The organism is Cellulomonas sp. A375-1, assembly GCF_001040865.1.
Taxonomy (GTDB): Bacteria; Actinomycetota; Actinomycetes; order Actinomycetales; family Cellulomonadaceae; genus Cellulomonas; species Cellulomonas gelida.
Genome location: NZ_LFKW01000076.1, coordinates 15,846 through 27,671, shown reverse-complemented (window position 1 = coordinate 27,671; position 11,826 = coordinate 15,846). Strand labels below are relative to the sequence as shown.

Below are 11,826 nucleotides of genomic sequence, written 5' to 3'. Positions count from 1 at the left end.
GGGCGCGACGCGCCCGAGCGGCCGGGCGCCGGCCACGCCCGCGCGGGGCACGGCGCGGGCGGAGCGGGCCAGGGTCGAGCCGCCGCGGCTGTTCTCGGTGCGCACGATCGTCCTGGGCTGCGTGCTGGTCCTGGCGTTCGTCCTGGTCTACCCCACGCTGCACACCTACCTGCGGCAGGAGGCCGACCTGCGCGCTCTGCGACAGCACGTCGCACAGGCGCGCGAGCGCAACGAGGACCTCCAGGCCGAGCTCGGCCGGTGGGACGACCCGGCGTACGTCACGGCGCAGGCGCGCGAGCGGCTCTCGTACGTGCTCCCCGGCGAGACCGCGTATCGCGTGGTGGACCCGGAGACGGTCCAGGACGCGGTCGACGAGGTCGTCGACGGCACGCCGGTCGTCGCGACGACCGCCGAGGTGCCCTGGTACACGTCCGTCTGGGAGTCGCTGGTCGTCGCGGGTGAGACGACCGACGAGCCGGACAAGGACGCGTCCTCGACGAAGCGCACCTCGTCGGACGAGGACGCGGCGAAGGGCGCCACGAAGGGGACGACCCCGACGGGTCGGGCGACGAAGGGCGCGTCGTCGGGCGCGACGCCCCCGCCGTAGCACCGGCGGCGGTCTGCCCGCGACCTGGGGGACAATGGACGTCCCCAACCCCAGGACGAGGATCCCCGTGCCCACCATCGCCCCCGCCGTGACCGAGCGAGACCTCGAGGTGCTCGCCGAGCAGCTCAGCCGCCCGCCTCGCGGTGTGGTCGCGATCGCCGCACGCTGCGTGTGCGGCCGCCCGCTCGTCGTGCGGACGTCGCCCCGGCTCGACGACGGCACGCCGTTCCCGACCACGTACTACCTGACGAACCCGCAGGCGGTCGCGGCCGTGAGCACGCTCGAGGCGTCGGGGCTGATGAAGGAGTGGACGGCGCGGCTCGCGGTCGAGGCCGACCTCGCCGAGGCCTACCGCCACGCGCACGAGGCCTACCTCGCGGACCGCGAGGAGCTCGGGCACGTCGAGGAGATCGCGGGCATCTCGGCCGGCGGCATGCCGACGCGCGTCAAGTGCCTGCACGTGCTCGTCGGGCACGCGCTCGCGGCCGGGCCGGGCGTGAACCCGTTCGGCGACGAGGCGCTGGCGCTCATCCGCCCGACGTGGCGCCCGGATCGCTGCACCTGCTGACCGACGACCGCGGGTCGGCGTCCGCGCAGGTCGGCGCGACGTGCGTCGGTGCGCACCGTCGTCCGTGCCTGCGGGCCGTGCGCCGCGCATGACGGGCGTCACCCGTTCGCCGTTCCGACGACCGCCGCGGCGGGTGCGAGGATGTCCGCCGTGACACGAGTGGCTGCCATCGACTGCGGGACGAACTCCATCCGGCTCCTGGTGGCGGACGTCGACCCGGGCACGGGCGTGCTGGTCGACGTGGACCGCCGCTCGGAGGTCGTGCGGCTCGGCCAGGGCGTGGACCGCACCGGTCGGCTGGCCCCGGAGGCGCTCGCGCGCACGCTGGACGCGAGCGCGCGCTACGCGCAGATCTGCGCCGAGCTCGGCGTCGCCACGATCCGGTTCGTCGCGACGTCGGCGTCGCGCGACGCCGAGAACCGTGCGGACTTCGTCGACGGCGTGCGCGCGCTGCTGGGGGTCGAGCCCGAGGTCGTGTCGGGGCAGGAGGAGGCCGCGCTGTCGTTCCGCGGCGCGACGGGTGTGGTCGCCGCGCGGCACCCCGGCCCGTTCCTGGTGGTCGACCTGGGTGGCGGGAGCACCGAGCTCGTCCTGGGCGAGCGCGCACCCGAGGCGGCGTTGTCGATGGACGTGGGGTGCGTGCGCCTGACGGAGCGCCACCTGCAGGGCGACCCGCCCTCGGCCGACGAGCGTGCGGCGGCCCACCGTGACGTGGCGGCGGCGCTCGACGAGGCGGCGGCCGTGGTCCCGCTGGGTCGTACGGCGACGCTCGTCGGGCTGGCCGGCTCGGTCACGACCGTGACGGCGCACGCGCTCGGCCTGGACTCCTACCGGCCGGAGCGGATCGACGGCGCGGTGCTGGCGACGGACGTGGTCCTGGCCGCGTGCGACGACCTGCTCGGGCGGACGCACGCGCAGCGGGCGGAGCTCGGGTTCATGCACCCGGGCCGGGTCGACGTGATCGGTGCCGGTGCGCTCGTGTGGCACGACGTCGTGGCGCGCGTGCGCGACGAGGTCGCCGCCGCGGGTGGCGCGCTCGAGTCGGTGGTGACCTCCGAGCACGACATCCTCGACGGCATCGCGTTCAGCGCCGCGGAGCGCCTCGCCCGCTGAGCTCCGGCACGAACCGTGTCGCCAGGGGGAAACGCCTGTGGTGCACGTCACTGAAACCGGTACCATCCCACCGGTTGAACTGCTGACGCCTCGAGAGCGCGAATGGCACGATGTGCGGCAGCGCTTGTATGGGAGCGGTTCCACGATGCCTGGTCCGTGCCGGGTCGTCGGCAGGGGGCGCCGCGCCCGCCTTCTGCTCGACGAGGAGCCCGAGGATGGACCAGCTGGACCGCACCGTGCCTGAAGGGCGACTCGTCGCCCGGCGCACGGTGCTCGAGATGGGCTGCGGGCTCGTCGGCCTCGGCCTGCTCGCGGCGTGCGCCGACGACGACCGGGCGACGCTCCCGGGGCCGACGCCGACCACCTGGACCGCCCCGGCCGAGCCGCTGCGGTTCCCCGAGGGGTTCGTCTGGGGGTCGGCGACCTCCGCGTTCCAGGTCGAGGGCTCGACCACCGCCGACGGGCGCGGCGTCTCGATCTGGGACACGTTCGCGGCGCAGCCCGGCCGGATCGACGACGGCTCGACGGGCGATCCCGCGGCGGACCAGTACCGGCGCTGGGAGGCCGACCTCGACCTCATGGTCGATCTCGGCCTGCAGGCGTACCGGTTCTCGGTCGCGTGGCCGCGCATCGTGCCGGCCGGCTCGGGCGAGGTGAACCAGAAGGGCATCGACCACTACCGGCGGCTCGTCGACGGCCTGCTGGACCGTGGGCTGCACCCCGCGATCACGCTGTACCACTGGGACCTGCCGCAGCCCCTGCAGGATGCGGGCGGCTGGGCCGTGCGCGACACCGTGGACCGGTTCGCCGAGTACGCCGCGGTCATGTTCGAGGCGCTGCGGGACGTCGACGCCACCTGGCTGACGATCAACGAGCCGAAGACCACCGCGATGGTCGGCTACGCCGGCACCGAGCACGCACCGGCGATCGGGGACCTCGACGCGGGGCTCGCCGCGGTGCACCACCAGCTCCTCGCGCACGGCAAGGCCGTCGAGGCGTTCCGCGCGGTGGGCGGCCAGGGGAGCATCGGCATCGCCCTCAACCTCATGCCCGTGTACGGCGCGCCGGGAGCGGAGGCCGCCGCCAGTCGCCTCGACGCGGCCGAGAACCGCCTCTACCTCGACCCCTTGCTGCGCGGCGAGTACCCCGACGAGGCGATCGGCTCCGCGGCCGGCCAGCTCAACGCCGACCGTGCCGCGTTCGACGCGCTCGTCCTGCCCGGCGACCTGGCGGCGATCTCCGCGCCGTGCGACCTGCTCGCCGTGCAGTACTACGGGGTCGCGGGCATCGACAAGAACGGCACGTGGCTCGAGGTCTTCCCGCCGTCGCCCGCGGGCTGGCAGCAGGTCCACGCCGAGGGCCTGTACGAGATGCTCGTGCGCCTGACCGACGACTACGCGGACCTGCCGCCGCTCATCATCAGCGAGAACGGCATCCCGGACCCCGACGCGCAGGGCCAGATCGAGGACCCGCAGCGCGAGGAGTTCCTGCGCACGCACCTGCAGCAGGCGGCCCGGGCGGTCGCCGAGGGCGTCGACCTGCGGCAGTACTACGCGTGGTCGTTCCTCGACAACTTCGAGTGGGCGCGCGGCATGACCCAGCGCTGGGGGATCGTGCACGTGGACTACGAGACGCAGCGGCGCACGCCCAAGGCGAGTGCGCAGTGGTACTCGGGCGTGGTCAAGGCGAACGCGGTGGCGCCCGTCTGACCTGGAGTGGTGACCACGCTCACAGGGCCGGACCGCCACGTGTGCGCATTCTCACCGATCCGCGAGGTGTCGCGTTCGTCGTGCGCCGATACCGTGGAGATATGCCTCAGTCTGCCTCGACGCCGCTCGACGAGTCGGCGGCCCCGCGCCGCCCGGCCAAGCCGCGCAAGGTCCCTCGTGTCCTCGTCCTCGGGGGCGGCACGGTCGGCCTGTACTCCGCTCGTCGGCTGCGGAAGCGGCTCGGGCGCCGTGAGGCCGCGATCGTCGTCGTCGACCCCCGTCCGTACATGACGTACGCGCCGTTCCTCCCCGAGGCGGCGGCGGGCTCGATCGACCCCCGCAACGTCGTCGCCCCGCACCGCCGCGCGCTCAAGGGCGTCGACGTGCTGCAGGGCAAGGTCACGCAGATCAACCATGCCGAGCGCACGGTGCAGATCACGCCCGAGGAGGGCGAGCCGTACTGGGTCACGTACGACCACCTGATCATCGGGTTGGGCTCCGTCGCCCGCACGCTGCCCATCCCCGGCCTCGCGGAGCAGGCCATCGGCTTCAAGAACGTCGAGGAAGCCATCGCCGTCCGCAACCACATCCTCAACCGCATCGAGGTCGCGTCCTCGACGTGGGACCCGGAGCTGCGGCGCCGGATGCTGACTTTCGTGTTCGTCGGCGGCGGCTTCGCCGGCGTCGAGGCGCTCGGTGAGCTCGAGGACATCGCGCGATACACGGTCAACCACTACAAGCAGATCGAGCAGGACGAGCTCCGGTTCGTGCTGGTCGAGGGCAGCCCGCGGATCCTGCCCGAGGTGAGCGAGGAGCTCGGCGGGTACACGCTCGAGCAGCTGCGCAAGCGCAAGATCGAGATCCACCTCTCGACGTTCCTCAACTCGTGCGTCGACGGGCACATCGTCCTGTCGAACAATCTCGAGTTCGACGCGGACACGATCGTGTGGACCGCCGGCGTCAAGGCCAACCCGGTGCTGCAGCAGTCGGACCTGCCCCTGGACAAGATGGGCCGGGTCACCTGCAACACGTCGCTGCAGGTGGTCGACGCCGACGGCACGGTGGTCCCCGACGCGTACGCCGCCGGTGACTGCGCCGCGGTCCCCGACCTGTACAACCCGGGTGGGTTCTGCCCGCCCAACGCGCAGCACGCGCTGCGTCAGGGCAGCCACCTCGGCGACAACCTCGCGCGCGTCCTGCGGTCCGCCGAGGTCACGCCGTACTCGCACAAGAACATCGGCGCGGTGGCGTCCCTCGGCATGTACAAGGGCGTCGCGCAGATGTTCGGCCGGATCAAGGTGCGCGGCTTCCTCGCCTGGGTGCTGCACCGGACCTACCACGTCTTCGCGATGCCGACCGTGAACCGCAAGCTGCGCATCATGGCGGGCTGGACCGGTTCGCTGCTGCTGCGACGTGAGGTCGTGCCGCTGGGTGCTCTGCACGACCCGCGCGCCGAGTTCCGTGCGGCCTCGGTCCCGCCGAAGCCGCGCGCGGTCGAGCCGGCCGAGGCCCCGGCCGTCGGCGAGCCCGCCACGGGCGCCGCGTCCGGCACGAAGGCCAAGAACGCGAGCTGACTCCCGACGAGAGCCCCGGTCCGTCGCGGACCGGGGCTCTCGTGCGTCGGCGTGCGCCCGGCGGGACTCGAACCCGCACTGAGCCGGGTTTAAGCCGGCCGCCTCTGCCGGTTGGGCTACGGGCGCGCGCCAGCATCCTCCCACCGCCCGGCGCACGGCGGGGGCCGCTCGGCGCAGGTGGGGTCGGCGCAGGCGAGTCGGCGCAGATGGGGCCGTGCAGGCGTGGCTGCGGAGGGGTCAGGGCAGGTGGGCGGCCTGCTCCGACTGCTCGATCTCGGAGGTCCAGTCGCGCTTGGTGCGGCGCCAGCCCTCGTCGTCGACGCCGAGCCGCCAGTAGCCCGAGGCCGAGAGGTCCGCGCGCGCGATCGCGCGCTCGACCCGCAGGTAGCGGCGGATGTCCCGGACCGCACCGGCCTCGCCGTGCACGAACGCGCCGACCCGTCCGTCGGGCCACGCGAGCGCCCGCACGGCCTCGACGAGGCGGCGACCGGGCGCCGCGTGGTCGGCGTGCACCCAGCGCACGTCGACGCCGTCCGGGGCGACGAGCGGGAGCTCGTCGTGCGGGCCGTCGACCTCGACGAGCGCCCAGCCGCGCGCGTCAGGCCGGAGCCGTTCGAGGCCGACCGCGATCGCGGGCAGCGCGCTCGCGTCGCCGACGAGCAGGTGGTGGTCGACGTCGGGCGAGGGTGACCACCCGCCGCCCGGACCCAGCACGAGCGCCTCCTCGCCGCCGGTCAGGGACGCAGCCCACGGTCCCGCGAGGCCCTCGTCGCCGTGCACGACGACGTCGAGCGTCAGCTCGAGCGCCGCGACGTCGAAGCGGCGGACCGTGTAGGCGCGCAGGCGCGGGGTCACGTCCGCCGGGAGCGCCGCCTGCACCGCCTCGAGGTCGAGGCGGCCGTCGGGGCCCAGCGGGCGCGGGCCCGCGGGCAGGAACAGGAGCTTGACGTAGGAGTCCGCGTGCTCGTCGGGGGTGAACGGCGCGAGACCCGGACCGCCGAGCACGACGCGCACGAGGTTCGGCGTGAGGCGCTCGGTGCGTTGGACGCGCGCGAGGACGGGCGCCGGTCGACGCCGGGCGTCGCGAGGACGCGCCGGCGGCGCCGGGGGAGGGAGGGTCACGACAGCGGAGCCTAACCCGCGTGGCAGTAGGCGCCGCGGCCGGGGGAGGCGGGCACGGAGGCCCGCTCTCAGTCTTGTCCGACGGAGCGTGCGCTGGCGTCCAGCGACGCGTCGAGCGAGGCGTTGAGCCGGGTGAGCGAGCGCGCGAGCACGTCGAGGTCGCTCGGGTCCCACTCCGCGAGGACCTCGGCGTAGACGTCGGCGCGCGCGCGTCGTGTCGCCTCGAGCGCGGTCCGGCCCACCGGGGTCGCGGCGATCACCGAGCGCCGCCCGTCGTTCTCGTCGCGGCCGCGGCTCACGTAGCCCGCCTCCTCCATCTGCAGCACCTGCCGCGTCACGGTGGACGCGTCGAGGCGCAGGTGGTCGGCGATCTCGTTGATCCCGGCGGGACCGTCGTCGACCAGGCGACCGAGCGCGAGGTACGCCGAACGCTCCAACATGCCCGCGAGGCGCCTGCTGCGTCGGCGGTTGCGGTCCGCGAGCCGCAGCAGGAGGGCGACCTGGCGTTCGACGTCGGGGATCGCGGGATCCATCAGCGCTCCTTCGGGACGGCGGTGGGGACTGCGCCGCCGCTCAGCCTAGGTCGCGGGACGCGACGACGAGGCCACGCGACCGTGCGCCCCGGTCGCGTGGCCTCGTCGTGACGGTCAGGCGTCGCGCTTGCGCGTCAGGACGGCGCCGATCACCAGCACGACCGCGACGTAGGCCAGCAGGATCCCGAAGCCCTGCCAGGCGGACAGGACCACCGAGCCGGTGAACCCGGCCTGCTCCTGGATCATCTCGTCGGTCAGCGTGATCTGCGAGCCTGCGACGTTCGGCAGGAACGGCGTGAAGTCCTGCAGGGGCTTCCACGGGATGAGGCTGAACAGGATCGGGACGACGAGCAGGATGCCCAGGGTCGTCGTGATCGCCGCGGCGGAGTGGCGCATGATCGTGCCCAGCCCGAACGCGAGGACCGCGATCCCCGTGACGTAGAGCGCGTTGCCGATCAGCGCCCGCACGACCTGCGGGTCGCCGATGTCGACCGAGGCGCCCCGGCCGCCGAAGATCATCGCCTGCAGGGCCGCCGCGACGGCCACGGCGAGCGCGGTCGTCGCGAAGACGACGACCGCCAGCACGATCGCCTTGGCCCACAGCACGGGCAGGCGCCGCGGCGCGGCCGTGAAGCTGCTGCGGATCATCCCGGTCGTGTACTCACCGGTGATCGTCAGCGCGCCGAGCACCGCGACCGCCGTGGGGCCCAGGAACGGGATCGCGCCGAAGCCGTAGAGCGCGTTGACGGGCGACGTGTCGTTGCTCGCGTCGCGCGCGGTCAGCTCGCCCCACGTGATGAGGACGACGAAGCCGACGATGACGACCGCGGTGATCGCCAGCGTCCAGACGGTCGAGCGCAGCGACCAGAGCTTGATCCACTCCGAGCGCAGCAGCCGGGGGAACGACACCCGCAGGTGCGTGGGGGCCGGGGCGGGGGTGCGGGTCGTGGTGGTGGTCATCGCGAGGCCTCCTGACCAGGCGCCGGGACGTCGGTCGAGGCAGCGGGCGCGTCCTGGGGCGCGTCGTGGCCGAAGGTCGAGTGGTACTCGACCGTGTCCTGCGTGAGCGACATGAAGGCGTCCTCGAGCGATCCCCGGACGGGCGTGAGCTCGTGCAGGGCGATGCCGGCCGCGGCGGCGGCCTCGCCGATCGCGGGTGCGGTGGCGCCCACCACGACGAGCGACTCGGACTCCGACGACGTGATCGTGACCTCGGGGCCGGCGATGAGCTCCGCGAGCCGCGCGGCGTGCGGGGTGCGCACCTGGACCGATGCGCGCGTGCTGCGGTCGACGATCTCCTGCACCGGGCCCGCGGCGATGATCCGCCCGCGCCCGATGACGATGAGGTGGTCCGCCGTGAGGGCCATCTCGCTCATGAGGTGCGAGGACAGGAACACCGTCCGGCCCTCACGCGCGAGGTACTTCACGAGGTTGCGCACCCAGAGCACGCCCTCGGGGTCGAGCCCGTTGACCGGCTCGTCGAGGATGAGCGTGCGCGGGTCGCCCAGCAGGGCCGCCGCGATGCCGAGGCGTTGTCCCATGCCGAGCGAGAACCCGCCGACCCGCCGCTTGGCGACCGAGTCGAGGCCCGTCATCTCGATGACCTCGGTGACGCGCGCGTCCCCGATGCCGTGCGTCGCGGCGAGCGCCCGCAGGTGGTTGCGCGCGCTGCGGCCCGTGTGGACGGCCTTGGCCTCCAGCAGCGAACCGACCTCCGTGAGGGGCGAGGCGTGCTGGGCGTAGGGCTTGCCGTTGACCGTGACGTGCCCGGACGTCGGACGGTCGAGCCCGACGATCATGCGCATCGTGGTCGACTTCCCCGCCCCGTTCGGGCCGAGGAACCCGGTGACCTTGCCGGGCTCGACGGTGAACGAGATGGAGTCGACGGCGAGCTTGTCGCCGTATCGCTTGCTGAGGTTCGTTGCCTCGATCATCGCGGAGGTTCCTCCGGTCGGAGACGTGTCGCTGCCGACACTACGGGCACGCTCCCACCTGGGGGTATCCGTCCACGGTCGGATCCGTCCGGGCCCCCGGTGTCCACGACGACGTCGTCGAACACCGCGGGAACCCGACGAGCGCCTTGTACGTTGGGAGACCACAGACCAGCGCCGACGTGGCGCAGGCCGACCAGGAGGACGACGTGGCCAACCCCGTCTTCAGCAACAGCCCGGTGTTCGGCGACCCCAAGTCGCAGGCCGGACCGCGATCCGGTGGGACCGTCTACGCGGACTCGACCGCCACCCACTCGACGGTCGACGCGGCGACGCTCGACCAGATGTACGGCGCGCCCGCGGCGACCACGCGGGACACGGGCCGCCTCACCTACGACGACGTGATCATGAAGACCGGCGGCCTGCTGGCGCTGCTGGTCGCAGTCGGCGCCGTGACCTGGGTCGTCGCGCCCGGGCTGTGGATCCTCGGAGCGATCGTCGGCCTGGTCCTCGGCCTGGTCAACGCGTTCAAGCGCGAGCCCAGCCCGGTCCTCATCACGCTGTACACCGTCGCGCAGGGCGTGTTCCTGGGCGGGATCTCGGCGTTCTACGAGGCCTCCTACCCGGGCATCGTGAGCCAGGCCGTGCTCGGCACGCTCGCCGTGGCCGCCTCGGCGCTGTTCGTGTTCAAGTCCGGCAAGGTGCGCGTCACGCCGAAGTTCACGCGCTGGCTGATCCTCGCGATGGTCGGCTACCTCGTGTTCTCGCTGCTCAACGTCGTGCTGATGCTGCTCAACGTGGGCGGTGGCGACTTCGGGCCGCTGCGCAGCGGTGGCTGGGGCGTCCTGATCGGGCTGTTCGCGGTCGGCCTCGCGGCCGCGAGCTTCATCGTCGACTTCGACGCGATCAAGAAGGGCGTCGAGGGCGGCGCCCCGCGCAAGCTGGCCTGGGCCGCGGCGTTCGGGCTCATCGTCACGCTCGTGTGGCTGTACCTGGAGATCCTGCGCATCCTCGCGATCCTGCGGAACTGACCCGGCGCCGCGAGGCGCCCGATGTCCCACTGAGCCACCCGTCGACCTCGCTAGGGTCGGCGGGTGGCTCTTTTCGACCTCCCCCTGCCCGAGCTCGAGCGCTACCTGCCGGAGCTCGACGAACCCGCCGACCTCGACGACTTCTGGTCCCGCACGCTCGCGCAGGCGCGCCGTCACGACGTGGTCGTCGACGCACGCCCGCACGACGCGGGCCTGCGCCTCGTCGACACCACCGACCTGACGTTCGCCGGGTTCGACGGCCAGCCCGTCAAGGCGTGGGTCACGCGGCCCGCCGGCACGCAGGGCGAGCCCCTGCCCGCGGTCGTCGAGTACCTCGGGTACGGCGGCGGACGCGGCTTCGCGCACGAGCGCCTCGCGTGGGCAGCGGCCGGGTACGTGCACCTGCTCATGGACACGCGGGGCCAGGGCTCGGTGTGGGGGACGGGCGGCCACACGCCCGACGAGGCAGGCTCCGGGCCCGCCGCGCCCGGCGTGATGACGCGCGGCATCGAGGACCCTGAGCGCTACTACTACCGCCGCGCGATGACCGACGCGGTGCGCGCCGTCGACGCGGTGCGCGCGCTGCCGGGCGTCGACGCGCGGCGGGTCGCCGTCACGGGCGGCAGCCAGGGCGGTGCGCTCGCGCTCGCGGCCGGCGGCCTGTCCGACGGGCTCGTCGCCGTGATGCCGGACGTGCCGTTCCTGTGCCACTTCCGGCGCGCGCTCGACCTGACCGACTCCCACCCGTACGGCGAGCTCGTCCAGTACCTCGCGGTGCACCGCGACGCGGTGGACCGTGCCCACCGCACGCTGTCGTACTTCGACTGCGTGCACCTGGCGCGGCGCGCGAGCGCCCCGGCGCTGTTCAGCGTGGCGCTGCGCGACGACATCTGCCCACCCTCGACCGTCTTCGCGGCCTACAACCACTACGCGGGCCTCGCGGCGCAGCGCCCGCAGACGCAGATCGAGGTCTACACCTACAACCGCCACGAGGGCGGGCTCGGCTTCCAGCTCGACCGCCAGCTGCGATGGCTCGACGCGCTGGTCCGCTGACCCGCGGGCCCGGTGCTCCCCGAGAGCTCCGTGTCAGTCGCCCGCGTCAGTCGCGCAGGCCGTGGCGGGTCAGGAAGTCGTTGGTGAACACGCCGTCGGGGTCGCGACGCGCGACGAGCGCGCGGAAGTCGTCCCAGCGCGGATAGAGCTCGGCGAGGCGGTGGTCGCGGTCGGCGAACAGCTTTCCCCAGTGCGGGCGCGCCTGGAACGGTGCGAGCGCGTCCTCGAGCACGGGCAGCACCTCCTCGACCTCGTCGCGCCACGGCTGCCAGGTGAAGTGCAGCCCGACGTGCGGTCCGCCGTGCGCGGTCGACAGCCACAGGTCGTCGCCCGCGACGCTGCGGATCTCGCTGACCTGCAGCAGCGGCGAGACCTGTTCGGCCAGCGCCTGCACCGCCGTGATCGCCTCGACCGCACGCGCACGCGGCACCAGGTACTCGGTCTGCAGCTCGGCGCCGGCCGACGGTGTGAACTCGAGCCGGAAGTGGGGGAGCCGCTCGTGCCACGGCCCGGGGACGCCGCCCTGCTGCGTGCACGCGGCGGGGTCGACCCCTGGGACCGGGTGCACCGGGCCGGGAGCAGGAG

The 11,826-nt window shown here is 73.5% G+C and carries 12 protein-coding genes and 1 tRNA gene; 7 read left to right on the top strand and 6 right to left on the bottom strand.

Annotated features, from left to right (window positions below; genetic code table 11):
* The 5 genes from CWIS_RS08580 to CWIS_RS08560 form a co-directional block, all read left to right on the top strand.
* The coding region (locus CWIS_RS08580; RefSeq protein WP_304413439.1) for a septum formation initiator family protein at positions 1 to 607 on the top strand (607 nt) is incomplete at its 5' end.
* Positions 608 to 641: 34 nt separating this feature from the next.
* On the top strand, positions 642 to 1,175 hold the full coding sequence (locus tag CWIS_RS08575) for a DUF501 domain-containing protein (RefSeq protein WP_048342852.1): 534 nt from the start codon (positions 642 to 644) through the stop codon (positions 1,173 to 1,175).
* 150 nt (positions 1,176 to 1,325) lie between these two features.
* Positions 1,326 to 2,288: an exopolyphosphatase gene (locus CWIS_RS08570; RefSeq protein ID WP_082156328.1), complete on the top strand. Its 963-nt coding sequence runs from the start codon at positions 1,326 to 1,328 to the stop codon at positions 2,286 to 2,288.
* Positions 2,289 to 2,503: 215 nt separating this feature from the next.
* Positions 2,504 to 3,997 carry a GH1 family beta-glucosidase gene (locus tag CWIS_RS08565; protein ID WP_082156325.1) on the top strand — a complete coding sequence of 498 codons (1,494 nt, stop codon included), beginning with the start codon at positions 2,504 to 2,506 and terminating at the stop codon, positions 3,995 to 3,997.
* 101 nt (positions 3,998 to 4,098) lie between these two features.
* Positions 4,099 to 5,571 (top strand): NAD(P)/FAD-dependent oxidoreductase, encoded by a 1,473-nt coding sequence (locus tag CWIS_RS08560; protein WP_048342850.1) that lies wholly within the window; start codon positions 4,099 to 4,101, stop codon positions 5,569 to 5,571.
* A 52-nt stretch (positions 5,572 to 5,623) separates the two neighbouring features.
* On the opposite strand, the gene CWIS_RS08555 is transcribed toward CWIS_RS08560, so the two are convergent.
* The 5 genes from CWIS_RS08555 to CWIS_RS08535 form a co-directional block, all read right to left on the bottom strand.
* Positions 5,624 to 5,697: transfer RNA gene (locus tag CWIS_RS08555), tRNA-Leu, on the bottom strand.
* 111 nt (positions 5,698 to 5,808) lie between these two features.
* Complete coding sequence (locus tag CWIS_RS08550; protein ID WP_048342849.1) at positions 5,809 to 6,693, bottom strand: siderophore-interacting protein; 885 nt, start codon at positions 6,691 to 6,693, stop codon at positions 5,809 to 5,811.
* A gap of 68 nt (positions 6,694 to 6,761) precedes the next feature.
* Positions 6,762 to 7,226 (bottom strand): MarR family winged helix-turn-helix transcriptional regulator, encoded by a 465-nt coding sequence (locus tag CWIS_RS08545; RefSeq protein WP_048342848.1) that lies wholly within the window; start codon positions 7,224 to 7,226, stop codon positions 6,762 to 6,764.
* Positions 7,227 to 7,340: 114 nt separating this feature from the next.
* Positions 7,341 to 8,186 (bottom strand): ABC transporter permease subunit, encoded by an 846-nt coding sequence (locus CWIS_RS08540; protein ID WP_048342847.1) that lies wholly within the window; start codon positions 8,184 to 8,186, stop codon positions 7,341 to 7,343.
* Positions 8,183 to 9,160, bottom strand: coding sequence for an ABC transporter ATP-binding protein (locus tag CWIS_RS08535; RefSeq protein WP_048342846.1), 978 nt, complete (start codon positions 9,158 to 9,160; stop codon positions 8,183 to 8,185). Before CWIS_RS08535 ends, CWIS_RS08540 begins: the two co-directional genes overlap by 4 nt.
* 206 nt (positions 9,161 to 9,366) lie before the next feature.
* Here CWIS_RS08535 and CWIS_RS08530 point away from each other — a divergent pair, with 206 nt between their 5' ends.
* Both CWIS_RS08530 and CWIS_RS08525 read left to right on the top strand, forming a co-directional pair.
* Positions 9,367 to 10,188: a Bax inhibitor-1/YccA family protein gene (locus tag CWIS_RS08530; protein ID WP_048342858.1), complete on the top strand. Its 822-nt coding sequence runs from the start codon at positions 9,367 to 9,369 to the stop codon at positions 10,186 to 10,188.
* Between the two features lie 63 nt (positions 10,189 to 10,251).
* Positions 10,252 to 11,241 (top strand): acetylxylan esterase, encoded by a 990-nt coding sequence (locus CWIS_RS08525; protein ID WP_048342845.1) that lies wholly within the window; start codon positions 10,252 to 10,254, stop codon positions 11,239 to 11,241.
* A gap of 46 nt (positions 11,242 to 11,287) precedes the next feature.
* On the opposite strand, the gene CWIS_RS08520 is transcribed toward CWIS_RS08525, so the two are convergent.
* Positions 11,288 to 11,826: D-arabinono-1,4-lactone oxidase (locus CWIS_RS08520; RefSeq protein WP_304413438.1), on the bottom strand; the 539-nt coding region annotated here is incomplete at its 5' end.

Excerpts from the sequence above, each read along its gene's own strand:
- CWIS_RS08575 (WP_048342852.1), top strand. The coding sequence starts at position 642 with ATGGACGTCCCCAACCCCAGGACGAGGATCCCCGTGCCCACCATCGCC.
- CWIS_RS08565 (WP_082156325.1), top strand. The coding sequence starts at position 2,504 with ATGGACCAGCTGGACCGCACCGTGCCTGAAGGGCGACTCGTCGCCCGG.
- CWIS_RS08560 (WP_048342850.1), top strand. The coding sequence starts at position 4,099 with ATGCCTCAGTCTGCCTCGACGCCGCTCGACGAGTCGGCGGCCCCGCGC.
- CWIS_RS08545 (WP_048342848.1), bottom strand. The coding sequence starts at position 7,226 with ATGGATCCCGCGATCCCCGACGTCGAACGCCAGGTCGCCCTCCTGCTG.
- CWIS_RS08540 (WP_048342847.1), bottom strand. The coding sequence starts at position 8,186 with ATGACCACCACCACGACCCGCACCCCCGCCCCGGCCCCCACGCACCTG.
- CWIS_RS08535 (WP_048342846.1), bottom strand. The coding sequence starts at position 9,160 with ATGATCGAGGCAACGAACCTCAGCAAGCGATACGGCGACAAGCTCGCC.